Below are 25,061 nucleotides of genomic sequence, written 5' to 3'. Positions count from 1 at the left end.
TAATGGGGCATGCTAGCGGCCGATGCCACACACCTGACAGCGTTCGGATGCTAAAAAGTGTAAAGCCCTGGCTCGCCCCTTGCCCGTCAAAGACAGGTTGCAGCCGCCGCCCGGCGCTGCAACGAGACGCCGTTGTCGTTCTGGGTGTAGTAATCGACACGCGCACCGCCGTCCTGCGGGTAGACATCGACGAACGTTTCGGCCTCGCGGGTATAGACGGTAAAGCCACCTTGCTTGCGCGGCTCCAGGTAGCCGCTGGCGTCCTGGCCGAACACACGCTCTTCCTGCCACCCGTACTGGATGCACTGGGCAACGCGTTCAGGCGCCTTGCGCGAATTCATGTGCGTAGTGGGTTGGCCGCTACGGGCCGCATCCATGGTCGCAGAAGCACAACCGACCAGCAGCACGGCTGCGGCCACGGGCAGAATCACACGCATGGTCCATCCTCGAAATCATTTAAGAAGGAGGCGACTCTAGCACTGGCATGCACGAGAGTGAATTGTGGCGCGACTTTCGCTGTCTTAGCACAAACACCACGCAACAAGGAAACCGCCATGAAACTGCACTACCTGCTCCTCGCTGCCCTGCCCTGCCTACCCATGGTCGCCACTGCAGCGACGTCTACCGACGATAGCGTGCAGAATTCGGCCACCCACAACCGTGAACTGAAAGAAGGCGACAAAGCCCCGGATCAATACAAGCGCGACAATGAGGCCATCAAGGACTGGAAAGCCAAAGGCCTGCCGGCACCGGAGAAGGAAAGCCATTGGGTAAGCATGGGCGATCGTTACGTCCTCGTACAAACGACCAATGGCGTGGTCCTGGCCATCCGCACCAAATGATCCATTGCTCGGGCGGGTGCCAGGTACCTGACACCCGCCCGAGCACCCGCGTCGTTCCTCCCCGATAAACACTGCAATACATCAACACCTCGTTCACACTCAGGTGGCACACTACCGGCTATCGTTCATGTGCCCTGTGTGAAGGAACACCTTTCCCGATGAATCTAGAGCTGACATGGGTGCTGGCCCTGCTTGCCATTGTCGTCGTGCTGTTCATCATCAACCGTCCACGCATGGATGTCGTGGCGCTGCTGGTGATCGTGGCATTGCCATTGTCGGGCGTGCTGACGATCGAACAGGCGCTCGCAGGTTTCAGCGACCCGAACGTCGTGCTAATCGCTGCGCTGTTCGTCATCGGTGAAGGGCTGGTGCGCACCGGTATCGCCTATCGCATCGGTGAGTGGATGAGCGAACGGGCGGGCAACAGCGAGGCCCGACTGTTGGTACTGCTGATGGTCGCGGTGGCCGGCCTGGGCTCGGTCATGAGCTCCACGGGAGTAGTGGCCATCTTCATACCGGTCGTGTTGAGTATTGCCGCGCGTTTGAAACTCTCGCCCAGCCGCCTGATGATGCCGCTGAGTTTTGCCGGCCTGATCAGTGGCATGCTCAGCCTGGTGGCGACCCCGCCCAACGTGGTGGTGCACAGCGAACTGGTACGCCATGGTGAACAAGGCTTCTCGTTCTTCAGCTTCACGCCCTTTGGCTTGGTGGTACTGGTGCTGGGTGTGGGCTACATGCTTCTGACCCGACACTGGCTCAATGGCGAGGTGCGCAAGGATGGACGTGTCGAGACCCGGCGGACCTTGCTGGACCTGGTTCTGGACTACAAACTCAATGGTCGTGAGCGTCGCTTGCGCATTCGCCCCCAATCACCGCTGATCGGCCATACCTTGGGCGAGCTGGAGCTGCGTACCCGCCACGGGGCCAATGTCATTGGCATCGAACGTCAACACAAGTTCACCACACGCGTCATTTCGCCTGATTCCAATACCGTGCTGCACCAGGGTGATGTACTGCTGCTGGATCTGTTTGCCAGCCGCGACGATTTGCGCAGCCTGTGCCAGACCATGCAACTGGAACCCTTGCACTTCAAGGCCGCCTACTTCATCGACCAATCGCAGGAGGTAGGCATGGCCGAGGTGTCCCTGCCACCGGGCTCGCAACTGATCGGCAAGAGCATCCTCGAGCTGGGCTTTCGCTCGCGCTACGACCTCAACGTGGTGGGCTTGCGCCGGGAGCAGGCGGCCGTGCAAGACCAGTTGGTCGAAGAAAAGCTGCGCCTGGGCGACACCCTGCTGGTGGTCGGGCCGTGGAAGGCGGTACGCCAGCTACAAGGCAAACCGCGCGATTTTCTGGTGTTGAGCTTGCCGGCCGAGATCGACCTGGTGGCACCTGCTCGCCGGCGCGCGCCCCAGGCGTTGTTGAGCCTCGCGGTGATGGTTGGCCTGATGGTCAGCGGCGCGGTGCCCAATGTCATGGCAGCGTTCATTGGTTGCCTGTTGATGGGCGCAGGCCGTTGTATCGACATGAACAGCGCCTACCGTTCGATCCATTGGCAAAGCCTGATACTGATCGTAGGCATGTTGCCATTTGCCCAAGCCTTGCAGAAAACCGGTGGCATAGACTTGGCCGTCGGGGCGCTGGTGAATGTGCTGGGCGACGCCGGGCCCAGCGCCATGCTGGCCTGCCTGTTCGCGGTCACGGCAGTGATCGGGCTGTTTATCTCCAACACTGCAACCGCAGTGCTGATGGCACCGGTTGCCATCTCGACCGCAACGCAGCTGGGCATGTCGCCCTACCCCTTTGCGATGACAGTGGCGCTGGCGGCCTCGGCGGCCTTCATGACGCCGGTGTCTTCGCCGGTGAACACGCTGGTGCTTGGCCCTGGACAATACCGATTTGCGGACTTCGTGAAGATAGGGGTGCCGTTCACGCTATTGGTGATGGGGGTCACGGTGGTCATGGTGCCGTGGTTCTTCGGGCTGTGAAGTAGGCGGCATACGCAAAAGCTTCGAGCTGGGCAGATTGACATCAACTAGCCGGAACAACACACTGATGCGCAATTGCCCCAGGTGCGTTCAGCGGTCGTCCTGGATATCGTTTCCGCTTGCCGGTCGAGCCCATGGTTTTTCCAGCCCAATCGCGCTTGTTGCCCTACGCCGCACTGTTCAGCCTGACCTTCGCGCTTACCATTGGCGGCATTCTGGCTCGCCCGATCGAATCCCTGTCCTTGTTCTGGCCAGTCAATGCCGTACTGGCAGGCGTGTTGCTGCGCTATCCACGCCAGGCAACTGTGGCTGGCTTCGTGTTGATGTGGTTGGCCATGGTTGGCGCGGACCTGCTCTGTGCGAGTGCCCTGGGGCCGGCGCTGTGGTTCAACCTGTGCAACATGGGCGTCGTGGTCACCGTTTGGCAATTGCTATCGCGCTTGCCGCGCCTGCATCGGCGCATGCGCACGCCCCACGGGGTGCTGAGTGTGTTTGGCGCATGTGCAGCCGGGGCCTCGGTGGCTGCGAGCCTGGCCTCGGTGATGGCTGCCCCCTGGTTCGAACAGTCCCTGCGCAGCACGTGGCTGGCGTGGTTCAGCGAGCAGTTTTCCACCGCAGTACTGGTGCTGCCGGTGATGCTCACCGCACCGGCCGCGCGTACCTTGCTGCGTGGTGGGAGCCAAAGGATTCGCCTTGCGCCCCTGATGGTCATGCTGGTGTCGCTGGCGTTCAGCATCGCGTTCGGCGGCCCCGGCGCCATCGCGTTTCCGATCGCAGCCCTTTTGTGGTGTGCTTGGACGTACTCGCCCTTCCTGGTTTCGTTGTTGACGCTGACAGCCGGTAGCACGTTGATCGTTGCCGTTGCCCAGAGCCTCATGCACTTCAGCGTGCCGCAGAGCGAGTCGGGTGTAACGGCGCTGATGTCGGCGCGCCTGGGCATCGCCATGCTGGTACTGGGGCCGCTGGTAGTGGCCTGCGTGACCCAGGCCAATCGCAGCCTGCTTGCGCGTTTGGCGCACCAGGCCACCACCGACCACCTTACGGGCACTTTGAGCCGCAGCGCTTTTACTCGACGTGCAAACGCGCTGCTGGAGAGTCGTCAGCATCAGCAATTCCTGCCACTGACGCTGATGATGCTGGATATCGATCACTTCAAGTCCATCAACGATGCCCACGGGCACGCCGTTGGCGACCAGGTGCTGCGCCAGTTCGCCGATGCGTTGCAGGAACAGTTGCACAGCGGCGAAGTATTCGCGCGCATGGGTGGCGAGGAGTTCGTGATCATCGTGCCAGGGCTTGCACCGGACAGGGCGCAATTTACGGCCGAGCGCCTGCGCCGTGCCGTTCAGGACCTTCAGGTGGAGCAAGCCGGCCAGCGCTTGCAGATCACCGTCAGTATCGGTCTGGCAGGCTGCGACGAAGGCATGCCGACGCCAGACCTGACCACACTACTGGCCAGCGCCGACAAGGCGCTTTACCTGGCCAAGGCGAAGGGACGCAATCGCGTGGAGCAAGCTGAGCCGCAGCGTCGAGCCATCTGAGGCTTCTGCTGCGCGCTCACTGAAGTCAAGCAGCTTCACCCGGCAACTCGAGATCATCGCCGGTCCATCAAGCCAGTTGATAAGGCGGTTTGGGCAAAGAGAATGTGTGACGGCTCCGCTCGATTAGGCAGTCCAAAAGCCAGACGAAATGTTGCTCAATTTCTGCTCAATTTAACGGAGCCCGCCGGGGGCTTGGGTTACAGCACGTTATCCACAGACCTACCCACTTTTTCTGTGGACAGATTTCCCAGCCTGGAGAACGACTTATCCCACTTCGACCATTGAACAGATGCGCCGGACAGATCGGCGGCTGTGATAACGCCGAGCCTGAAGACTGACTGGGGATAGCGCTGGAATGCGGCGCAAACGACAAGCCCGCCTGGGCACTGGAAACCCGGCGGGCTGAAAAGGGAAATGGTCATGCGATCAACTGGGAGGAATGGTCCCCAGCAGCCCGATCATGATGGTCAACAGCAGGAAACCACCCAGGAACAGCGCCAGCTTGCTCATTGAAACCTCGACAGTGTGATACGGAATGACGTTATTTTCCGTTCTTCACTGATATGGTTACAGATTCAGGTTTGTAGAAAAAAAGCAGATCAGATCAGGAATGGGCGCCCCACGTAGCCGTCCACCGTAGCGCGGGGTCGTTTACCTTCACATCAGTTGCTGGAGCTTGCCGACAGGTAACCACCCCAGCTCCCCATCACCATGACGACGACACCATAGCCAGCCGTTGAGCAGGCGCAACCGCTCAACCAACTGGCCTGGTTCCACATCCAGCTCGTGGGCGCAATAGTGATCCAACGCCCTACCCTGATTGAAGTCCAGGCGCTCGATAAGCTGCTCCGGCACCCAGCCTGGCTCCTGGCCCGTGCAACTGCACAGGTACCAGTCCTGCATGCCCGGCTCACTCTCAAAACGCGGCCCCACTTCCAGCAGCGTGCCTTGAGCGAAACGCAGAGGGCGTCGGTAGGCACTGCGATGCCGCTCGATCACGATGAAATGCACAGGCCTCTCCTTGGCCGGAAACCCTCGAGCCTAGCAGAAGCTGCAGAAGTTGCTGCCTCGCAGCCTCTTTGTAGGAATATGTATCCCGCGATGTAGGAGGTTTCCTTAGACTTCGTTCTCGCTGTATGAAAGATCAGTTTATGAGGTGGAACTGACCTGTTACGGTCAGCCTTTCCTACAACAGCAAGGACGCTATCGTTAAGAGAACTCTATGGACGACTACAATGAGCCGGCGTTGAGACTTCAAAAAACCCTGTTGAACCTGCGCCGCGAGCGAGACAAGCTCAAAGGCGAAGGCAAGTACGATGAGGCCAGCGCATTGGCGGTATCGATAGCGCGAATCGAAACCACGCTGGCACAACTGCCGGCGGCGTTTAAGCCTGACACACTGCAATAGCCCCAGCGGCCTCGGCCCTTACGAGGGGCGGGGCTGCCTGTTTCCAAGGCTCACAGCTAACATTCGATACTCGCGCGCCTTCAAACAGGCCTATGTTGACGAACGATTCAAAGACCTGCGGCCGATCCAATCAGCATTTTCTTGATCCAGATCAATACGAAATAAATTGTTACCTAAATAACCCTGCACAATGACCATAAGAACAGGCTCGCGGTGTGCTGAAAACCACGGCAATTGAGCGATCCAACGGCGAACTACGCCGTTCGTAAACTGCTTATGTTTATTCTTAAAGTTTATTGCTCAAGGTGCCGATAGCTGTTTCAACGAGAGGGCTGCAGCCTTATTACCACGGTCACCCTGCTGGACTTGCTTAGCCTAGCAAGCATTGCTACACCAAGGAGCTACACATGTATTTTCGGAACTTGAAAATTGGCACACGCGCGGCTGTCATCTTTACGCTGGTCGCCCTCCTCGTACTGATCCTGGGGCTGGCATCGTTGTACCGCATGCACACGATGGACAAGGCCACTGACGAAGTGCGCACCGAATGGTTACCGTCAATCATGCTGCTGGACGAGGTCAGCATGAACCTGGGCCGCGCCCGAGCACTGACCTTGCGCAGCGTTCTGGAAGAAAGCCCCAGCGCCAGGGCCGCGACACTGGACAAGATCGCGGACATCTCCAAGCACTACCAGGAACAAATCAAAACGTACAAGGCAACAGCGACAGAAGAACGAGACCGGGCCCTGTACGACGCATTTCTGGCCAGAAGCGAGACCTACCATAGGTTGCAGGACGCAATTCTTGACGCTGTACGCAGGAACGACATTGCAGAAGCGACCCGCCTGGTCAACGGTGAACTGGCCAACTACGCCGACGCAATGATGAAGTCGCTGATCGAGCTGACCCAGTACAATTCCAACGGCGCAACCAACGCCTCCCAGATCAGTACGGACGCCTATGATCAGTCCTTCTCGATTATCACGGCGACTATCGTGGGCATCATCGTACTGATGATTGCGCTGGCCATTATGCTGACCCGCAGTATCGTGCGGCCTTTGAGCGAAGCGGTGGCCGTTGCCGAGCGGGTGGCCTCAGGTGAGCTCAACCAGGTCATCACGGTGACGGGTAGCGACGAACCCGCGCTGTTGCTGCACGCCTTGTCCAGAATGAAAGACAGCTTGCGCGAGACGATTGCCGGCATCGCAGCCGCCTCCGACCAGCTCGCCTCGGCATCCGAAGAGCTGTTCACGGTCACCGAAGACACCAGCCGCGGCCTGCATCAGCAAAGCGCCGAAATCGACCAAGCCGCCACGGCCGTGAACCAAATGACCGCAGCGGTTGAGGAAGTGGCCAGCAATGCCGTCAACACCGCCGATGCCTCCAAAGGTGCAGACCAGACCACCCGTGAGGGCCAGCAGCGGGTCAATGATGCGCTGCAATCCATTGGTCAGCTCGTCGGCGATGTCACGACCACTTCCCAGGAAATCGAACAGCTGGCCACCAGCGCCAACGAGATCAGCCGGGTACTGGATGTCATCGGCTCGATCGCAGGCCAGACCAACCTGCTTGCGCTCAACGCTGCCATCGAGGCTGCGCGCGCCGGTGAAGCCGGCCGTGGTTTTGCCGTGGTCGCCGACGAAGTCAGGGCGCTGGCGCACCGAACCCAGCAATCGACAGCCGAGATCGAAGGCATGATCACAGGCATTCAGTCGGGCACCGAGTCTGCAGTCGGGGCCATGCACGCCAGCAAAGGGCGGGCGTCAGGCACCCTGGAAATCGCCCAATCCGCAGGCCAGGCACTGAACACGATTGCCGAAGCCATTTCGTCCATCAACCAACGCAACCTGGTGATCGCCAGCGCCTCCGAAGAGCAGGCCCAGGTGGCCCGCGAAGTGGATCGAAACCTGGTGAACATCAGGGACCTGGCGATGCAGACCTCGGCCGGCGCGAACCAGACCAGCGCCGCCGCCCAGGAGTTGTCACGCCTGGCTGTGGACCTGAACGCGATGGTCGCCAAGTTCAAGGTCTAGGGCTGGATGACAGAGGGGCAGCGGCCTGTCGGGAAAGCTTGCACCGTGCCCCTGGGGCAAGGATTCGCGCCATTGTGTGACGCAAATACCGCTGCCCTGGAGCAAGACCGTCGTGGGTTTCTGTAAAAAAAGCGACGATTTGTGCCTTTTGGGCTGCTCACCGGGGCTGCATCGCATATCCTTGCACCACGCAATCAACCTTGAAGCAGTGAATTGAACGATGAGCTTTGAACAACTGGCAGCGCTACGGGATCGCCTGCGGGCTGAAAAAGAGCAGCAACAGGCAAGCGCCCCAGCGCCGGCCAAGCGCAAGCCCCCGCAGAAGACCAAGCCGCGTGAACTGGACCCGGCAGTGGCCGCCATCTGGCCGCTGCAGAAGCACTTCCCGTTGGCCTTCCCTGTCAACCCTGCGCCGAAAGTGCCGCTCAAGGAGGGCATCTTCAAGGATGCCGAGCAACACCTGGAGCTGCTGGGCATTACCCGTGAGCAACTGAAGCTGGGCATTTCCACCTGGTGCCGGGGCAACCGCTACTGGACCAGCATGGTGGAAAACGCCCCGCGCCTGGACCTTAACGGTGAGCCGGCAGGCGTGGTGACCGCCGCCCAGGCGATCCATGCCAAGCGTCAGGCGGCCCAGCAGCGTAATCAGGAACGCCGCAAGCGGGCGCAAGCCAAGGCACAGACCGCTGCGCCTGCAGCACAGGGCGAGGCTGCAGACGAGCCGGCAGTGGAACAGGCCGCTGAGTAAAGGCTTGGTCTGAGCAAGCGCCCATCGCCCGTTCGCCAAGTGCGCGGGTGATGGGCGCTGCGGGCTATCACATGGCCGCCGACTGGCCGAGTGTACAGCGCAACCTGGTCATCGCCTCAGAGCCTCCAATCCAGGCTGACCATCATCGTACGTGGCTCACCGTGGTACACGCCGTTGTAGAAGCCGACGTTGTTGTAGTAATGCTCGTCGAACAGGTTCTTGACGTTGACAGAAGCAGTCAGGTGCTCATCGATCCGGTAGCGCGCCATCAGTCCAACCACCGAAAATGCTTTCTGGCCGATCTCGTCCTTGGCCGTGATGATTCGATCACCGTCGCGCCCTACCGGTCGGTTCGCCAGCCTGAAATTGTCGCTCTGCCAGTCCAGGCTTGCCCCTACGGTCAATGCTGGTGTTAGGGCATAGGTGCTGGACAAGCGCACCAGGTTCAAGGGTTGTTCGGTGTTCTTTCGCTTTTTCTCGGCCGTGGCAGCATGCGTATAGCTGTAGCCCAGGCTCATCTGCCACCCGGTCATCACCTCGCCTGCGACTTCAGCCTCGTAACCTTCGACAACCACGCCCTTGCCACCGCTTTTGTAGAATACTTCGTTGCCATTGGGCGGCACTGAGTCGTCTTGTTCCGCCACGTTGTCCTGCTTGCTGCGAAACACTGCCGTGCTCAGGTTCAGGCGGTCAGCGAACAGGCTGCCCTTGAGCCCCACCTCATAAACCTTGCCTACGATGGGCTCCAGGTACTGCTTGTTGACGTCTCTCACGGTTTGCGGGTTGAAGATATCGGTGTAACTGACATAGGCGGTGAACTGGTCGGTCAGATCGAAGAGTACGCCGGCATAGGGCGTCCACTGATCATTCTGGACCTGCTTGGTAGTGGACTGATCGGTAACTTGCAGGGCATCACCGTAATCCCACTCCCGCTGTTGCGTCTGCCAACTGCCGTAGCGGCTGCCAATCACGATGTGCAGGCGATCCGTGGGGTTCAGACGTGTTGCAATGTAGCCGGCCTTCTGACGAATGCTGGAGCGCGAACTGTCCAGCCCGGTTTCGAGGTCATAGAACGTAGGTGTGGCCCCCATGTACTTCCAATCGGCAATCGTCTCGAAACCGTCGGGTACAGGCAGATCAAGGCGGTGGGGTTCACTGTCGCGCCGTCGCGACTCGCCGTAACCGATCATGAAATCATGGCTGCGGCCGAACAACTGGAAAGGGCCCGCGAGGTTGAAGTCCAGCGCGTCCATCTGCTCGGAGCCCCCGAAGTGCGAGTACCAGGCCTGCATGCCGCTACGGTCGGCTTCGGGGAAGCCATTGCCCCCATAGTAGACCTTTCCGTCGCTGTCGCTTTGCCGGTGGGTATACGCCACCTTCATGACCCAGTCGTTGGCCAGATACTGGTCGAGGGTAGCGAATACCGTCTGGTCTTTGAGCGGCCAGGAAGACCAGGGCGCACTGAGGTTGGTGGAACGGGGCAAGTTGGCTTTGCTGCCGTCGGCGTTCCAGAACGGTACCGTGCCCCAGGATGACCCTTGCACATGCTTGTTCTGATAGTCATACCCCACCGCCAGCACGGTGCTTGGGGTCAGGTCGGCTTCGAGCACGCCGTAGGCCACTTCACGCTGGGTGGCATACTTGTCCATGAACGACTTGTTGTCGCGGTACGCCAGCACGGTGCGTCCGCGCAGACGGCCGTCCCAGCCCAGCGGGCCACCCACGTCCAGGTAGCTGTAGTAATTGTCGAAACTGCCACCACTTACACCACTCTTTACCGCCAACGCGTGCGTAGGGCGCTTGCGAACCATTGCGATGGTGCCTGAGGGATCGCCTGCACCTGTGGTCAAGCCTGTGGCCCCACGCACGACTTCGATTCGATCGTAGATGATGGTGTCGGAGTCGGACTTGAGCCCCGAGAACGTGTTGAGCATGCCATCGATCTGGAAGTTGTTGATGGCGTAACCACGCGAATAGTAGCTCGGTCGCTCCGAGTCATTGCGTTGCACCGTAACTCCCGTGACGTGAGCCATGGCCTCGGACAGGCTGTTGAGCTGGAAGTCGTCCAGCTGCTGGCGGGATATGACCGAGACCGATTGGGGTGTCTCCTTGATCGAGAGATTCAACCGGGTGGCTGCGCTCATGCTACCGGTGGTGTAGGAGCCACTGCGTTCAGTGACGCTGCCAAGGCCGGTAGCAATCACATCGGTTGAGCCCAGCTCCAGCACGGGGCCGTCTTGGCTTGCCTGGGTATCGGCAAAGGATGGCGGGCAGATTAAGCAAGCGTACAGGCCGAGGGTGAAGGTAGTGGGATGGGAAATGGACGGGGGCATTGCGAGCTGACTCCTTGCGCGTGAAAATCCGTGCGCGCAAATCTACATCATAATCATCATCATATGATAATTAATCGCATAAACCGCTACAGCTGAGCGGGGTTGTACACCTGGTCGCTTTTAGCCGGCCAGGTGCACGTCCGAGGTGGCCGTTTGTCGTGCTCGCCTGATGGTGTCCGCTACAACCTCTAGAACAGCTTCATGGTATAGCTGAGCACCACGCGGTTCTCGTCGATATCTGTTCGGTAATTGGAGCGAGCCATCACATTGCGCACGCGCACGCCGAGCCCCTCCAGCGGCCCACTTTGCACCACGTAGGCCAGGTCCAGATCCCGCTCCCGATCACGCCCTTCAAAGCCCAGCCCGGTTTTGACGTCCCGGCCTTGTACGTAACGCAATGTCGAGGTCAGCCCGGGGATCCCCCATGCCGCAAAGTTGTAGTCATGCCGCACCTGCCAGGAACGCTCCCCAGGCGCCGAGAACTCGTAGGTCGGCAGGGTATTACCCATCGGGTTGGTGTTGGCGCCCACCTGGATGAAACCGTCCTCCCCGCCTATCTGCTGGTAGCCCACGTAAAACGTATGCCCGCCCGTTCTCGCCGAGAACAGGCTGAACAGCGCATGGTTATCATAGTTGCCGGCAAGCTTGCGCCCATCCTCGCGGGCGTGGAAATAGCCGGCATTCACACCCAAGGTCCAGTCACCTAGGGGCTCGGCGTGCTTGAGGCTGTAGAATCGCTGCCGGTAGATGTCCTGCAGCTGCGCCTGCCATACCCCCACGCTGGAGCGGTTGTCGTTGAAGGCATAGTCGGCGCCCAGGTAATTGAAGCGGTCACTGGTAAAGCGGGCCAGCCGCGCGGGGTTGATGGGGTCGTTGACCAGCGCATACATTTTCTGACTGTTGGACGAGTCGCGCAGGCTGGTGGAGCGAAATTGGCCGGCACTGAGCGTCAGCCCAGCAAACTCATGTGACTCCAGCATTGCGCCCTGATAAGTCGGTGGCAGCAGGCGCAGGTCGCTGAACAGCAACACAGGCAGATTGGGCATTAATTCCCCCACCTTCAATTCGGTTTGGGAAACCTTGAACTTGAGCGCCGCGCCCACGCGGCTGTAATGGTCGGCGGACGTGCCGCTGTCAAGGCTTGGCAGTAGGCCTGAGCGTGCATGTTCGGGGCTGCTGTCGAGTTTGAAACCCAACAGGCCGATCACATCGACCCCGGCACCAATGATGCCCTGGCTATAACCTGAGCTGGCGTTGAGGATGAAGCCCTGCGCCCACTCCTGAGTACGCGATTGGGTGCTTGCTCCTTTGATATCGGCGTAGTCGCGGCTGAAGAAATAATTGCGAGCCTGGAGGGTCGCACGGGCGCCTTCGATGAAACCGACCTCTTCAGCCGGTGCCTCGGTACACAGCGCGGCTGCGATGCAGCCGCCAGCCAGGCGTGCCTTCGGGAAAAAACGCGGTGCAGTGCAAGCGTGCATGGGGCGATTCCTGAAATTCGGGCAACAGCAATCCACCGGCGAGACAAACGCCCGCCGACGTGCAGATTGCATTGAGAATGGGTGGGCAGGCCGGCATCGGCCCGCCTGCCCTACCGGGCGTGAAGCGCTGGACCGCTAGCGGTTGACCAGCTTCGCTGGCAGGGCGATGACCAGGAAGCAACTCAGGAGCAAGCAGCCGGCGAACACCCACAGCGCCGCGTGGGAAGTACCGGTCCAGTCAGTGACCAGGCCCATCAGCGAGTTGCTGACCAGCCCGGCAATGTTGGCCACCGAACAGGCCAGGGCAAACCCGGTGGCGGCTGCCGTTCCTTTCAGGAAAGTCGCCGGCAGGCTGAAGAACACCGGCACCGCACCAATGATCGCGGCCGAGGCGACTGCGAACAGGAATACAGTCATGACCAGGTTCTGGCTGAACAAGGTGCTGCTGGCCATGGCGATGGCGCCGACGATGAATGGGACGATGATGTGCCAACGACGCTCACGGTGACGGTCGGAACTGGCGCCGATCAGCAGCATGCCGGCCAGTGCGGCGAGGCTCGGGATGGCAGTGAGCAAGCCGATGTGGAACGTGTCGCTTACCCCTGCATCGCGGATGAAGGTCGGCATCCAGAAGCCCATCGCGTAGGCGCTGAGCAGGATCGAGAAATCGATACCGCCGAGCATCCACACCTTGAGGTTGAAGAACCCGTCACGGAAACTGTGCTTGCTGTCCTTACCCTCTGCATCGTCGGCGGCAAGGTCTGCTGCCAGCTGAGCCTTGTCTTGGCTCGACAACCACTTGGCCTGCTGGAAGTGATTGGGCAAGGCCCAGAAGGTCAGAATGCCGAGCAGCACGCTGGGGATCGCCTCCAGCAGGAACAGCCACTGCCAGCCATGCAGGCCGTGGACCTGATCGAAGTGCCCCATGATCCACCCCGAGATAGGCCCACCGATCACGCTCGACAGCGGCAGCCCGATCATGAACAGGGCGATGATGCGCCCGCGTCGGTAAGTGGGGTACCACATGGTCAGGTAGAACAGTACCCCTGGCAAAAACCCTGCTTCGGCCGCGCCGAGCAGAAACCGCAGGATGTAGAACTGGGTGGTGGTGCTGACGAACATGGTGCACGCCGACAACAGGCCCCAGGTGATCATGATGCGGGCGATCCACAGCTTGGCACCGACGCGCTGCAGAATCAGGTTGCTGGGCACTTCGAAAATGATGTAGCCGACGAAGAACAGCCCGGCACCCAGGCCATAGGCGGCGGTGCTGAACTGCAGATCTTCGAGCATCTGCAGTTTGGCGAAGCCGACGTTGATACGGTCCAGGTAGGCGGCAAGGTAGCAAAAGCACAGGAAGGGAATGAGCCTCCAGGTGATCTTGCTGTACAGCGCTTTGGTGCCCTGATCAATGTCGCTATGGACCGTGGTTGCATTCGCAATTGGCATTTCCTGTCTCCTGGCGGGCGACTTTGTGGTTGTTTTTAAGGCCAGCAGTTTTCGACGCACAAGGACCGTCGCACGCTACACGCGACATGCCCAGGCCACGCCTGAAAAACCCCGAGTGCTCCTGCGGGGCGACCGCCCGGACAGCAGGCGGTCATGAACGTGCTTCCGGCACCGTTCCTTGATTGTTATTGGGTAGGCGCCTGCCGGTGTCAGCCGGTCAATTGCCTGAATTGCGCCATCGCTTCCTGGCGGGAAACCACATCGCCGTACTTACTGTCGATGTCGAACAGGTTGGCGTGGTGCGGGTCGTCATGGCGATCACCCACACATTCGCGCACCACGATGGTTCGAAAGCCATGCTGCATCGCATCTACCGCGCTGGCGCGGATGCACCCGCTGGTGGAGCAGCCGGCCAAGACCACGGTGTCCACTCCTTGGGCGTGCAGCAGCGGCGCCAGGCTGGTGCCGAAGAAAGCGCTGGCGTACTGCTTGCTCAGCACCACCTCCTCCGGCTGTGGGGCAACGGCCTCGCAGAACGCCGCCAAGGGGTTACCCTCGACCATGTCCTTCATCACCGGCGCCTTGCGCACCCATACCCCGCCATCGACAAAATGCGGGGGCTGGTAGCGGATGTTGGTATGCACCACCAGGATGCCGCAATCGCGGGCTAGCGCCAGCAGGTCCGCGGCCTGCGCCACTGCCGTGACGACGCCTGGGGCGTACAGCGCAGCCCCCGGCGTGGTATAGCCCTGCATGAAGTCGATCATCAGCAGCGCCGGTGCGCGACCAAAACCGATACGCTGCCCCCATACACCCTGATAGTTGTCCCGAGCACTTTGTGCCTCGCTCATGTCCATCTCCCGATTTCAATAAGCGCCCGACAGCAAGGCGCCGGCACCTGGCACCACCGCCTCGAGGTTCAGCGCCTTGAGCATGGCGTAGGTGGTAGCGATGGCAGCGGTGACCACAGGCTTGCCGGTCTGCGCCTCGACTTTGGCCACGGCCGGCAACGACTGCATCTGCACGCAGGCCGACAAGACCACCACATCCACCCCTTCAAGGTTCATGCCGGCGACGATACCGGGCAGGTTGGCGGGGTCGTGACGGGCCACGGCCAGGTTGTCGGGAATCTCCAGGGCACGCCAGTCTTGAACCTCGAAGCCTTCTTCGCGGATATAGTTCACCACAAGCTCGGTCAGCGGCTTCATGTACGGGGCGACGATGGCGATGCGCTTGGCCTTCATCACATGCAAGGCTTCGACCAGCGCTCCGGCACTGGTGATGACCGGCGCCAGTGCATCATTATCGGCAGTCGCCTGCCTGAGGCGCTGTTCGGATTGCCGGTGATAGCCCAGGCCCATGGCCATGATCGCCACCAGGCAGGCGTAGCCCAGTACATCGACCCTGGCATCGGACAGCTCCACCGCGCAGCGGTCGGACTCGGCATCCATGGCCGCCAGTTCTTCCTTTCTCACCTGCTTCATGCGCATGCGGCTGGAATGAAAGGTGAAGCGCTCCGGGCGGATGGCTTGGCGCGCGTTGAGCATCGCCGGTATCTCGGTTTCCATGGTGGTGTTGGAACTCGGCACGATCTGGCCGATGCGGTATAGCTTGGTCATGTCTCGTGCTCCTTCAGGCAAGGGATCGATCGAGGAAGAGGCCGAATGCAGCAAAGAAACCATCGAGGTCGTCCCAGGGAATCATGTGCCCAGCGTTGGCAACCTGTACGACCTGAATGTCAGGCTTGAGCTCACGGATTTCGGCGATGTCGCACGGCTCGATTACCCCGCCACGCCCAGCCACCATCAACAACGCCGGCTGGCGTACAGCGGGCAGGTACTGATGGATGTCTACCTCGTGGAAGTCATCGAAGGCCCGCACGATCGCAGGCTCGTAACAGGTGTGCAGCCACTCGGCCCTCAGCGCCAACTGCTCGTCGCTCCAGGTGGCGCAATAGGTGCGCATGTCCTCGCCACTCATACCCATGCTGGCCTGGCGAATGGAATCGACATACCAGGGCAGCTTGCTTGGGTAGGCGCGGCGCCCTGGCCCGGATACCGGCGGGTCGACCAGCACCAGCTTCTGCAAGCCTGGCGCGCCGTTGGCAGCGGCACGAATCGCGAACCGTGCGCCCATCGAGTGCCCAACCAAGTGATAACTGTCCAGCCCCAGCGCGGCGGCAAAGGCGGGAATGTCGGCGGCACAGGCATCGGTGGCGTAGTCCAGATCGGGGCCGCTTGACGACAAACCACGCCCGCGCACATCCAGCACGTAAGTATCGAAGTGCTGGCCAAGGCGCTCGGCGACGAACCCCCAGGTAATCGCCGGGCTGGTGATCCCTGGCACCACGATCAGCGCATGCCCCTTACCGCCATAGCGCAGGTAATGCTGGCGGATACCATTGGCGTTCACATGACCGCCAGTCACGAAGGTAGTCATGCGGCCTCCCCGCTCTTGAGCGGCTGACCGTACAGGTCGTAGCCGTATACCCAGGCTGGATCCTCCTGCGTATAGAGCCAGGTGTTGGCGTTGGATACCGACTGCACCTGGGAGGCTCGCTCTTTACGGTTGGCCTCGTACAGGGCAAAGGCGGTGCGGTGGTCCGACAGACCGGTCTCCTGCAGGCAGCGCGTCAACATGGCCGCATCCTCGATGGCCATGCAGGCGCCCTGCGCCATGTGCGGTTTCATCGGATGACAGGCGTCACCGAGCATCACCAGACGCCCACGGCTCCACAGCGGCAGCGGGTTGCGATTGCGCAGCGGCCACTTGGTGATCGATTCGGTGGCGTCGATCAGCTTCTGGACGGTGGGGTGATAGCCCTCGAAGGCAGCGCGCATTTCTTCCTGGCTGCTGTCCACGTAGGCGCCCTGGAAGTCCCACGCCTCGTGGGGCACACCGGTCACGAAGTAGTATTCGTCGCGCTTGGCCGTGGTGTAGTAGACCATCATGTGCCGGTCTTCGGACCACCACTTGACGCAGGGCTCGAATGCGTCGGCATGCTGCGCCAGGTTTACCCCACGGATCAGCGCACGGTGCGCCACCCAGCCGCTGTAGTTCGGCGCTTCGGCACCGAGCAATTCTTCGCGGATCTTGGAGTGGATGCCGTCGGCCCCTATGACGATGTCGGCGACCGTGTGGGTGCCATCGGCGAAGTCCAGACGCACCTGATCACCCTCATCGATGATCTTTTCCAGGCGTTTGCCGAAGTGCACGGTACCCGGCTTGATGGCATCGATCTGCAGCGCATGCAAGTCACCCCGGTGGATGGTGATGTAGGCCGCACCGTATTCGCGGCGAGCATGCTCACCCAGTGGGATGCGCGAGAGGTAATCGCCGCTCTGGCCGTCGCGGCTGAACCAGAAGTCCGGGTGCGAACCCATGAGTTCCAGCTTCTGCTCCAGCCCCATGCGCCGAAAGATCTTCATGACGTTGGGGCCGATGTGGATCCCGGCACCCAGGCGGGTGAACGCCGGGGCCTGTTCGTACACCTCGACATCGAAGCCGGCCTGCTGCAGCAACGTTGCTGCTGCCGCCCCACCCAAACCCGCGCCGACGATTGCGATTTTTTGGCTTCCCCGCATGGAGAGTCTCCTGTTGTTCTGATGTGTGGCAAGCGGCATGGCCGCGAGTCATTTACAGCGTATACACTTTAAATGACTCTTAGGAATAGCCTTGCTAAAATATTTTCAAACGGGTGATCGAACGGCCACATGGCCGTTTGTTACCGCATAACTGGAAGATGAGTTGTTTGGTAACGTCTCAAAGATCACTTGCGTTGATCGAATGAATGCGCTCTTATCGCTCATGTTATGGCGTACACACTGTTTTTTGTGCGCCAAGATAAAGCGTCGAGCACTGCGATGGTGCACCGCTTGATGCCGCCAGAGGCCACCCAGGAGAACCCACAATGCCGGTGAGCAATGCACAACTGACCCAGATGTTCGAGCACGTACTGAAGCTGTCCCGTGTGGACGACACCCAGAGCGTGGCCGTCCTCAAGAGCCATTACTCCGATCCGCGCACGGTCAACGCCGCGATGGAAGCGGCGCAGCGACTAGGGGCGAAGGTCTACGCCGTGGAACTGCCGGCGTTCAATCACCCGACCGCCATGGGCCGGGACATGACCGCCTACTGCGGGGACACGGCACTTACCGGCAATCTGGCGGCGCAGCGCGCACTGGAAGCCGCCGACCTGATCGTCGACACGATGATGCTTCTGCACTCCCCCGAGCAGGAGCAGATTCTCAAGACCGGCACCCGCATTCTGCTGGCGGTGGAACCAGCCGAAGTGCTGGCGCGCATGCTGCCCAACGAGGACGACAAGCGCCGGGTACTGGCTGCCGAAACCCTGCTCAAGCAGGCGCGCAGCATGCATGTGCGGTCCAAGGCTGGCAGCGACTTCCATGCCCCGCTCGGCCAGTACCCGGCAGTCACCGAGTACGGCTACGCCGACGAGCCGGGGCGCTGGGACCACTGGCCCAGTGGATTTCTGTTCACCTGGCCAAACGAGGACAGCGCCGAGGGCACGCTGGTCCTGGATGTAGGCGACATCATCCTGCCGTTCAAGAACTATTGCCGCGAGCGCATCACGCTCGAAATCGAAAAGGGCTTCATCACCGGCATTCATGGCGGTTTCGAGGCCGAGTACCTGCGCGACTACCTCAAGTACTTCAACGACCCTGAGGTTTACGGCATCTCGCACATCGGCTGGGGCTTGCAACCGCGCGCCCAGTGGACTGCCATGGGCTTGCACGACCGCAACGACGGGATGTGCATGGATGCCCGCGCGTTTTACGGCAACTTCCTGTTCTCCACAGGCCCGAATACCGAAGTGGGCGGCAAGCGCAAGACCCCTTGCCACCTAGACATCCCGCTGCGCAACTGCGATATCTACCTGGACGATCAGGCCGTGGTCATGGCCGGGGACGTGGTCGCGCCCCAGCAATCGCTGGCGCGATAACGGTTATACTGGCCGGGCGCTCCGCTATTGGCGGCCGGCCAGCTCCTTTCCACCAGCCCAAAGCCTCTCATGCCGAACACGACTCCCCCCAGCAGCGCCCCACACGACACCGCCCCCTACGACGTTACCGAACAGGTGGGTCACTTGCTGCGCAAGGCTTACCAGCGGCACACGGCGATCTTCCAGCAGCAGGCTTGCGACCCACAGTTGACCTCCATTCAATTCGTCACCCTGTGCGCCCTGCGCGATCACGGCCCCAGCTCTCAGGCCGAGTTGATCAAGGCAACGGCCGTGGACCAGGCGACCATCCGCGGGATCGTCGAGCGTCTGAAAGCACGTGAACTGGTGCAGCTCTCGCCAGACCCGGGAGACCGGCGCAAGGTGATCGTCACGCTCACCGACAGCGGCGCGGCCTTGCTCGATGCGATGATTCCCTGCGCCCGGCAGATCAGTGAACTGAGCATGGGCAGCCTCAATGCCGCTGAGCGCGTCGCCATCTTGTACCTGCTGCGCAAGATGATCGACAGCGACGACGGCGCGGCCTGAGCCACACCACTGCCGGACACCCCTTCGCGCGCCCTGCCTGAGCCACCGATTCGGTGAGCTCATTTTTCATGCCCTGCTCATCCGAATGCCTGGCCTGCTTCTTGCTCGCTCATTTCATGTAGTGAGTACTTACCGAAATGCACGCACCCTGTGGGTGCTTCGGTAGCGCAAGTCACCTCCAGAGATGAGCCCACCATGCAAACAACCCTCTCCGTGCGGGTCAACGGCCAGTCGTTCGAAGTCGACGCCCTGCCTGAAACGCCCTTGCTGCTGATCCTGCGCAACGACCTGTGCCTGAACGGCCCCAAGTACGGCTGCGGCCTGGGTGAGTGCGGGGCATGTACGGTGATCATCGACGGCATGGCCGCCCGCTCCTGCATCATCCCCCTGGCCGGAGCCGTCGGCCGGGAGATCACCACCCTTGAAGGGCTGGGCTGCAAGCGCGCGCCGCACCCTGTGCAGCAGGCGTTCATCGACGAGCAGGCAGCCCAATGCGGCTACTGCATGAACGGCATGATCATGACCGCCACGGCCCTGCTCAATCGAATCCCCCAGCCGAGCGACGAACAGATTCGCAACGAACTGTCCGGCAACCTGTGCCGCTGCGGCACTCACGTCGAAATCCTGCGCGCCGTGCGCCGCGCCGCCGACACCCGGAGAAAAGCATGAACCACTCGCAACAGGTGCCCAGCCGTGACCAACTGCTGGCCAAGACTGGGGTGCTGCTGATCGTCGATCAGATCACACCGCCTTCCGGCCCGGTGGCCAAGGGTGTGACGCCCGAGCCCCGGGAGCGCGAACTGGCGCTGTTCATCGCCGTCTGTGACGACGGCAGGGTCTATGCCTTCAATGGTCACGTTGACCTGGGTACCGGTATCCGCACCTCGCTGGCGCAGATCGTCGCCGAAGAGTTGAACCTGCGCATGGACCAGGTGCACATGGTGCTGGGCGACACCGAGCGGGCGCCCAACCAAGGCGCGACCATCGCCAGCGCCACCCTGCAGATTTCAGCCGTGCCGTTGCGCAAGGCTGCGGCGACTGCGCGCCGTCATTTGCTGCAACGGGCGGCACTGCGCCTTGGGTGCGAGCCCGAGTCGCTGCGCATCGAAGAAGGCACGGTCCTCACCGACGACGGCACTGCACTGAGTTATGCCGAACTGGTAAAAGGGGAAAACCAGCAACTGCACATTGCCGAGGATGCGCCGCTCAAGCCCATCGAAGACTACACCTTGGTCGGGCGCAGCACTGCCCGCGTGGACATTCCCGGCAAGGCCACGGGTGAACTGACCTACGTTCACGACATGCGCCTGCCCGACATGCTGCACGGGCGAGTGATCCGTCCGCCCTATGCTGGCCATGACAGCGGCGACTTCGTTGGCAACAGCCTGCTGGCCGTCGATGAGTCATCCATCGCCCACGTACCCGGCGTCGTGGCCGTGGTCGTGATCCGCGATTTCGTCGGCGTGGTTGCCGAGCGCGAGGAGCAGGCCATTCGTGCCGCGCAAGACCTGAAAATCAGCTGGAAGCCCTTTACCGGCAAGCTGCCCGACCTGAGCGATGTGGCCCAGGCCATCCGCGACAACCCGAGGGTCCAGCGCACGGTGCTGGACCAGGGCGATGTCGATGCAGGCCTTGCCAATGCCAGTCAGCGCCTGAGCCGTACCTATCTATGGCCGTATCAGCTGCATGCTTCGATTGGCCCATCATGCGCGCTGGCCGACTACACGCCTGGGCAGATCCGCGTGTGGTCTGGCACCCAAAACCCACACCTGCTGCGCGCTGATCTGGCCTGGCTGCTGGCCTGCGGCGAGGAGCGCATCGAAATCATCCGCATGGAGGCTGCCGGTTGCTACGGCCGTAACTGCGCCGACGATGTCTGCGCCGACGCCGTGCTGCTGTCGCGTGCTGTGCTACGCCCCGTGCGGGTACAGCTGACCCGCGAGCAGGAACACGCCTGGGAACCCAAAGGCACTGCACAATTGATGGAGATCGACGGCGGCCTGAACGAAGATGGCAGCGTGGCTGCCTATGACTTCCAGACCAGCTATCCGTCCAACGGCGCGCCGACCCTGGCCCTGCTGCTCACTGGCGCGGTGGAGCCGGTACCGGCCTTGTTCGAAATGGGCGACCGCACGTCGATTCCACCGTATGACTACGAACACATGCGCGTGACCATCAACGACATGACGCCGTTGGTGCGCGCTTCGTGGATGCGCGGTGTGTCGGCCATGCCCAACAGCTTTGCCCACGAATCGTACATCGATGAGCTGGCGTTCGCAGCGGGTGTCGATCCGGTGGAATATCGGCTCAAGCACTTGTCCGACCCGCGTGCCATCGACCTGGTCAAGGCCACCGCCGCCCGCGCCGACTGGCAGCCGCATACCCAGCCCATGCAGAGCCAGGGCGAAGGTGACGTACTGCGCGGGCGCGGCTTTGCCTATGCGCGCTACATCCACAGTAAATTCCCAGGCTTTGGCGCCGCATGGGCGGCGTGGGTGGCTGACGTGGCCGTTGACCGGCGTACCGGTGAAGTCGCCGTCACCCGCGTGGTGATCGGGCATGACGCCGGGATGATGGTCAACCCCGAAGGCGTGCGCCACCAGATCCACGGCAATGTCATTCAGTCCACCAGCCGCGTACTCAAGGAGCAAGTCAGCTTCGAAGCGTCGACCGTGGCCAGCAAGGAATGGGGCGGCTACCCGATCCTGACCTTCCCCGAGCTGCCTGCCATCGACGTGATGATGCTGCCGCGTCAGCACGAAGCACCGATGGGCAGCGGCGAATCCGCTTCGGTACCCAGCGCCGCTGCCATTGCCAACGCCATCTTCGATGCCACCGGCATCCGCTTTCGCGAGCTGCCGATCACGGCCGAACGGGTGCGCGCCGCCCTTGGCGCCAATGACCAGGGGCCTGGGCCCTCGGCCCCGGCGCAGCCTGCAAGCAAACGCTCAAAGTGGTGGTTCGGCGGCCTGGCTGGGGTGTTGGGCGCAGCCCTGGGCATGCTTGCCACCGCCCTGCCCTGGCGCAGTGAAATCGCACCGGTCACCCCGCCCGGTGCTGGCAGCTGGAGCGCCGCGATGCTCGAACGCGGGCGCCAGGTGGCAGCGGCCGGCGACTGCGCCGTGTGCCATACCGTCAGCGGCGGCAAGGTCAATGCCGGCGGGTTGGCCATGCACACGCCCTTCGGCACGCTCCACACCACCAACATCACGCCCGATCCGGAAACCGGCATTGGCCGCTGGTCATTCGCCGCCTTCGAACGGGCCATGCGCGAAGGCATCAGCCGTGACGGCCGTCACCTGTACCCCGCGTTTCCCTACACCTCGTTCCGCGTCATCAACGACGCCGACATGCAAGCGCTGTATGCCTACCTGATGTCGCAGACCCCGGTACGCCAGCAAGCGCCCGCCAACCAGATGCGCTTCCCGTTCAACCAGCGACCGCTGATGGCTGGCTGGAACGCCCTGTTTCTGCAGCGCGGTGAATATCAGGCCGACCCGCAGCGCAGCGATCAGTGGAACCGCGGCGCCTACCTTGTCGACGGTCTCGGTCACTGCACGGCGTGCCATTCGCCGCGCAACCTGATGGGCGCCGAGAAAGCTGGCAGCAGCTACCTGGCCGGCGGGATGGTCGATGGCTGGGAAGCACCGGCCCTCAATGCGTTGGGTAAATCATCCACCCCGTGGACCGAAGACGAGTTGTTCAACTACCTGAGTACCGGATTTTCTGACAAACACGGTGTGGCGGCCGGCCCCATGGGCCCGGTGGTCAGCGAGCTGGCGACGCTGCCCAAAAGCGACGTGCGTGCCATCGCCCATTACCTCGGCTCACTCGATGGCGAACCTCAGTCGCAGGCGACCAAGGCACCGCAGCCGGCTGAAACACACGTTTCATTGAGCAATGGCGAACGCGTGTTCAAAGGCGCCTGCATGGCCTGCCACAGCGATGGACTGGGGCCGAAACTGTTCGGCGTCAGCCCGTCGATGGCGGTGAACAGCAACGTTCACAGCGACCTGCCAGACAATCTGCTGCGGGTGATACTGCATGGCATTCCTACCCCCGCCACCCGTGACCTGGGCTACATGCCAGGCTTCAAGGACAGCTTGTCGGACCGACAGGTAGCCGATCTTGCGGCGTACCTGCGCCAGCGTTTTGCAGGTGACAAGCCCGCCTGGCAAGGGCTCGCCGCCACGGCCGCGCAGGTTCGCGCCAACCCAGGCAGCCATTGAGGTCAGCGGCGCAGACCGCGCAGGACAAGGTCACTGATGAACGCCAACCAGTCGGCCTTGGCCTTGGGGTCTGCCAGGTCCACGGCCAAGAACGAACTGAGCGTATGGCGGTTGGAGTTATAGAAATAGCAGAGCGAAGCAATCATCAGGTAGGCGTGGGTGATGTCGATGTCGTCGCGAAACAGGCCCTTGGCCTGGCCCGCGTCGATGATCGGCCGCAGCACGCCAACCGCTTCGCCCGACAAGGCCTTGAGGTTTTGCGACTTGCGCGCATGCTCGCCTTGGTGAAGGTTCTCAGTGGCCAGCAGGGTGACGAATTCGGGGTGTTGCACGTAATAATCCCAAATGAATGCCACCAGCGCACGCACCGCCTGTTCAGGGTTGGCCAAGTCCAGCTGCAGCCCGGCTTCGGCCTGGTTGAAGCTGGCATAGATGTGCTCCAGCACACTGATGAACAGCTTTTCCTTGTTGCCGAAGTAGTAGTAGATCATTCGGTCGTTGGATTTCGCCAGGCTGGAAATCTGCTCGACGCGCCCACCGGCGAAGCCTTCCCTGCTGAAGACCTGTACGGCAGCCTTGAGGATGTTGTCCCGGGTGCGGTCGGCCTGTTGGGCACGGATACCGGTTTTGCGCGTTTGCATGGAGGTCCCTGAGGTGCTGGGCAGAGGGTCCACACTGCCATAGATGGTGCCTGATGCGCGAGTTTTCGGGCGGGGTTGAAGATGATGAGCGGTAAACGTCCGTCTATGTCAGATTGTTTCACTACTTAAGGTCAGCTCGTTTCTGCCGATGCTGACCTTAAGGGTGCTTGGAGTTAGCTCCCGTTCTTAGAAGCTTTGAGGCGCTAGGACAACCCTGCTCCCAGTATCTATCAGCTCGCTTGCTGGGGGGGGTGCTACGTCTCGATAATGCCTCCTCCTCTCTCACGCAAGGATCTGCCGTGAAAAAGCTGTATCTCGCCCTTCCCGTCTTCGCACTGCTGTTGCAGGGCTGTGGTGTAACCATGGCCCGCTATGAACCCAACTTTCAGAATGTGCAGCAGCTGAAACAGCATGCCCCCATGCAGCCATTGCGCGATGCGCAGGTGCAAGCTGATTCTGGCCAAGATTCTTTGAGGGTGCGTCTGAACCCGATATCTTCACCTGAGGGCAGCGTGCCTCTGCACATTCAAGCGGCGATCAACGATGAACTCCGCCACGCGGGCCTGCTTGACCCGCGCGCTGATAGGCAGCTGCAGGTACAACTGATCAAAAGCCAGCTCAACTCGGGCGTAGCCAACGGTCACGGAGCATTGGCTGCTCACTTCACAGTGCGTAAAGGCGACCAGGTGCTCTACGAGACAACCAAATGTGTGGAGCGGGACTGGGATAGCAGTTTCTTCGGCCCGATTGCAATTCCCGCTGCCGCAAACAACTACAATCTCATGTTGCAGGATTTGCTGAAGACCTTGTACAGCGACCCCCAGTTCGTTCAGGCATTGAAGTGATCGACAGAGAGGCG

20 protein-coding genes and 2 pseudogenes are annotated in these 25,061 nt (G+C 61.3%); 12 read left to right on the top strand and 10 right to left on the bottom strand.

The genetic code is table 11. The annotated features are described in order from the left end of the window. Positions 1-86: 86 nt before the first annotated feature. Positions 87-437 carry a hypothetical protein gene (locus tag FH041_RS04235; protein ID WP_023535507.1) on the bottom strand — a complete coding sequence of 117 codons (351 nt, stop codon included), beginning with the start codon at positions 435-437 and terminating at the stop codon, positions 87-89. Between the two features lie 117 nt (positions 438-554). Between FH041_RS04235 and FH041_RS04230 the strand changes: the two genes are divergently transcribed. The 3 genes from FH041_RS04230 to FH041_RS04220 all read left to right on the top strand — a co-directional run bounded on the left by FH041_RS04230 (position 555) and on the right by FH041_RS04220 (position 4,371). Then, complete coding sequence (locus FH041_RS04230) at positions 555-842, top strand: RcnB family protein (RefSeq protein ID WP_027916144.1); 288 nt, start codon at positions 555-557, stop codon at positions 840-842. A 158-nt stretch (positions 843-1,000) separates the two neighbouring features. Continuing rightward, positions 1,001-2,830 (top strand): SLC13 family permease, encoded by a 1,830-nt coding sequence (locus tag FH041_RS04225; RefSeq protein WP_049695783.1) that lies wholly within the window; start codon positions 1,001-1,003, stop codon positions 2,828-2,830. Between the two features lie 119 nt (positions 2,831-2,949). After that, positions 2,950-4,371, top strand: a complete 1,422-nt coding sequence (locus FH041_RS04220; RefSeq protein ID WP_027916146.1) for a GGDEF domain-containing protein — start codon at positions 2,950-2,952, stop codon at positions 4,369-4,371. Between the two features lie 657 nt (positions 4,372-5,028). On the opposite strand, the gene FH041_RS04210 is transcribed toward FH041_RS04220, so the two are convergent. Beyond that, positions 5,029-5,382, bottom strand: a complete 354-nt coding sequence (locus FH041_RS04210; RefSeq protein ID WP_027916147.1) for an SH3 domain-containing protein — start codon at positions 5,380-5,382, stop codon at positions 5,029-5,031. A gap of 211 nt (positions 5,383-5,593) precedes the next feature. Between FH041_RS04210 and FH041_RS04205 the strand changes: the two genes are divergently transcribed. The 4 genes and pseudogenes from FH041_RS04205 (at position 5,594) to FH041_RS04195 (ending at position 8,560) form a co-directional block, all read left to right on the top strand. Then, complete coding sequence (locus tag FH041_RS04205; protein WP_027916148.1) at positions 5,594-5,779, top strand: hypothetical protein; 186 nt, start codon at positions 5,594-5,596, stop codon at positions 5,777-5,779. Between the two features lie 407 nt (positions 5,780-6,186). Further along, positions 6,187-6,669, top strand: a pseudogene (locus FH041_RS23180) (MCP four helix bundle domain-containing protein); the annotation flags it as partial. Between the two features lie 141 nt (positions 6,670-6,810). After that, a pseudogene (locus FH041_RS23175) lies at positions 6,811-7,812 on the top strand (methyl-accepting chemotaxis protein); the annotation flags it as partial. Positions 7,813-8,032: 220 nt separating this feature from the next. After that, positions 8,033-8,560: a ProQ/FinO family protein gene (locus FH041_RS04195; RefSeq protein WP_027916150.1), complete on the top strand. Its 528-nt coding sequence runs from the start codon at positions 8,033-8,035 to the stop codon at positions 8,558-8,560. A 116-nt stretch (positions 8,561-8,676) separates the two neighbouring features. Here FH041_RS04195 and FH041_RS04190 read toward each other — a convergent pair whose 3' ends face one another. The 7 genes from FH041_RS04190 to nicC form a co-directional block, all read right to left on the bottom strand. Further along, complete coding sequence (locus FH041_RS04190; RefSeq protein WP_028686513.1) at positions 8,677-10,893, bottom strand: TonB-dependent siderophore receptor; 2,217 nt, start codon at positions 10,891-10,893, stop codon at positions 8,677-8,679. 188 nt (positions 10,894-11,081) lie between these two features. Then, positions 11,082-12,374, bottom strand: a complete 1,293-nt coding sequence (locus FH041_RS04185) for an OprD family porin (RefSeq protein WP_128610397.1) — start codon at positions 12,372-12,374, stop codon at positions 11,082-11,084. A gap of 135 nt (positions 12,375-12,509) precedes the next feature. Further along, positions 12,510-13,823 carry an MFS transporter gene (locus FH041_RS04180; RefSeq protein ID WP_049695779.1) on the bottom strand — a complete coding sequence of 438 codons (1,314 nt, stop codon included), beginning with the start codon at positions 13,821-13,823 and terminating at the stop codon, positions 12,510-12,512. A gap of 209 nt (positions 13,824-14,032) precedes the next feature. Beyond that, complete coding sequence (locus tag FH041_RS04175; protein WP_027916154.1) at positions 14,033-14,674, bottom strand: N-carbamoylsarcosine amidohydrolase; 642 nt, start codon at positions 14,672-14,674, stop codon at positions 14,033-14,035. 15 nt (positions 14,675-14,689) lie between these two features. Next, positions 14,690-15,442, bottom strand: a complete 753-nt coding sequence (locus tag FH041_RS04170) for an Asp/Glu racemase (protein WP_128610396.1) — start codon at positions 15,440-15,442, stop codon at positions 14,690-14,692. A 13-nt stretch (positions 15,443-15,455) separates the two neighbouring features. Beyond that, positions 15,456-16,262 (bottom strand): N-formylmaleamate deformylase, encoded by an 807-nt coding sequence (nicD, locus tag FH041_RS04165; protein ID WP_027916156.1) that lies wholly within the window; start codon positions 16,260-16,262, stop codon positions 15,456-15,458. Then, positions 16,259-17,407: a 6-hydroxynicotinate 3-monooxygenase gene (gene nicC, locus FH041_RS04160; protein ID WP_027916157.1), complete on the bottom strand. Its 1,149-nt coding sequence runs from the start codon at positions 17,405-17,407 to the stop codon at positions 16,259-16,261. The genes nicD and nicC overlap by 4 nt, the downstream gene beginning before the upstream one ends. A gap of 326 nt (positions 17,408-17,733) precedes the next feature. Here nicC and FH041_RS04155 point away from each other — a divergent pair, with 326 nt between their 5' ends. The 4 genes from FH041_RS04155 (at position 17,734) to FH041_RS04140 (ending at position 23,561) form a co-directional block, all read left to right on the top strand. Then, on the top strand, positions 17,734-18,786 hold the full coding sequence (locus FH041_RS04155; protein ID WP_028686518.1) for a 2,5-dihydroxypyridine 5,6-dioxygenase: 1,053 nt from the start codon (positions 17,734-17,736) through the stop codon (positions 18,784-18,786). Positions 18,787-18,855: 69 nt separating this feature from the next. After that, a complete protein-coding gene (locus tag FH041_RS04150; protein WP_028686519.1) occupies positions 18,856-19,332 on the top strand; it encodes a MarR family winged helix-turn-helix transcriptional regulator in 477 nt (158 codons plus the stop codon). Positions 19,333-19,527: 195 nt separating this feature from the next. Beyond that, complete coding sequence (locus FH041_RS04145) at positions 19,528-20,001, top strand: (2Fe-2S)-binding protein (RefSeq protein WP_049695776.1); 474 nt, start codon at positions 19,528-19,530, stop codon at positions 19,999-20,001. Next, a complete protein-coding gene (locus FH041_RS04140) occupies positions 19,998-23,561 on the top strand; it encodes a molybdopterin cofactor-binding domain-containing protein (protein WP_140174216.1) in 3,564 nt (1,187 codons plus the stop codon). The genes FH041_RS04145 and FH041_RS04140 overlap by 4 nt, the downstream gene beginning before the upstream one ends. Before the next feature lie 2 nt (positions 23,562-23,563). On the opposite strand, the gene FH041_RS04135 is transcribed toward FH041_RS04140, so the two are convergent. Next, on the bottom strand, positions 23,564-24,202 hold the full coding sequence (locus FH041_RS04135) for a TetR family transcriptional regulator (protein WP_027916162.1): 639 nt from the start codon (positions 24,200-24,202) through the stop codon (positions 23,564-23,566). Between the two features lie 299 nt (positions 24,203-24,501). Here FH041_RS04135 and FH041_RS04130 point away from each other — a divergent pair, with 299 nt between their 5' ends. Further along, entirely contained in the window at positions 24,502-25,047 is a 546-nt protein-coding gene (locus FH041_RS04130; protein WP_088523163.1) for a hypothetical protein, read from the top strand. The last annotated feature ends 14 nt before the right edge of the window (positions 25,048-25,061 follow it).

The sequence above is a fragment of the Pseudomonas sp. SWI7 genome (assembly GCF_006351945.1).
GTDB classification, from domain to species: domain Bacteria; phylum Pseudomonadota; class Gammaproteobacteria; order Pseudomonadales; family Pseudomonadaceae; genus Aquipseudomonas; species Aquipseudomonas fulva.
The sequence above is the reverse complement of the archived record's forward strand: the minus strand, read 5'-3'. Positions and strand labels throughout refer to the sequence as shown.

Coding starts and splice junctions, on each gene's coding strand:
- FH041_RS04150 (WP_028686519.1), top strand. CDS start 18,856: ATGCCGAACACGACTCCCCCCAGCAGCGCCCCACACGACACCGCCCCC.
- FH041_RS04230 (WP_027916144.1), top strand. CDS start 555: ATGAAACTGCACTACCTGCTCCTCGCTGCCCTGCCCTGCCTACCCATG.
- FH041_RS04225 (WP_049695783.1), top strand. CDS start 1,001: ATGAATCTAGAGCTGACATGGGTGCTGGCCCTGCTTGCCATTGTCGTC.
- FH041_RS04185 (WP_128610397.1), bottom strand. CDS start 12,374: ATGCACGCTTGCACTGCACCGCGTTTTTTCCCGAAGGCACGCCTGGCT.
- FH041_RS04145 (WP_049695776.1), top strand. CDS start 19,528: ATGCAAACAACCCTCTCCGTGCGGGTCAACGGCCAGTCGTTCGAAGTC.
- FH041_RS04155 (WP_028686518.1), top strand. CDS start 17,734: ATGCCGGTGAGCAATGCACAACTGACCCAGATGTTCGAGCACGTACTG.
- FH041_RS04180 (WP_049695779.1), bottom strand. CDS start 13,823: ATGCCAATTGCGAATGCAACCACGGTCCATAGCGACATTGATCAGGGC.
- FH041_RS04190 (WP_028686513.1), bottom strand. CDS start 10,893: ATGCCCCCGTCCATTTCCCATCCCACTACCTTCACCCTCGGCCTGTAC.
- FH041_RS04195 (WP_027916150.1), top strand. CDS start 8,033: ATGAGCTTTGAACAACTGGCAGCGCTACGGGATCGCCTGCGGGCTGAA.
- FH041_RS04140 (WP_140174216.1), top strand. CDS start 19,998: ATGAACCACTCGCAACAGGTGCCCAGCCGTGACCAACTGCTGGCCAAG.
- nicC (WP_027916157.1), bottom strand. CDS start 17,407: ATGCGGGGAAGCCAAAAAATCGCAATCGTCGGCGCGGGTTTGGGTGGG.
- FH041_RS04205 (WP_027916148.1), top strand. CDS start 5,594: ATGGACGACTACAATGAGCCGGCGTTGAGACTTCAAAAAACCCTGTTG.
- FH041_RS04170 (WP_128610396.1), bottom strand. CDS start 15,442: ATGACCAAGCTATACCGCATCGGCCAGATCGTGCCGAGTTCCAACACC.
- FH041_RS04135 (WP_027916162.1), bottom strand. CDS start 24,202: ATGCAAACGCGCAAAACCGGTATCCGTGCCCAACAGGCCGACCGCACC.
- nicD (WP_027916156.1), bottom strand. CDS start 16,262: ATGACTACCTTCGTGACTGGCGGTCATGTGAACGCCAATGGTATCCGC.
- FH041_RS04235 (WP_023535507.1), bottom strand. CDS start 437: ATGCGTGTGATTCTGCCCGTGGCCGCAGCCGTGCTGCTGGTCGGTTGT.
- FH041_RS04175 (WP_027916154.1), bottom strand. CDS start 14,674: ATGAGCGAGGCACAAAGTGCTCGGGACAACTATCAGGGTGTATGGGGG.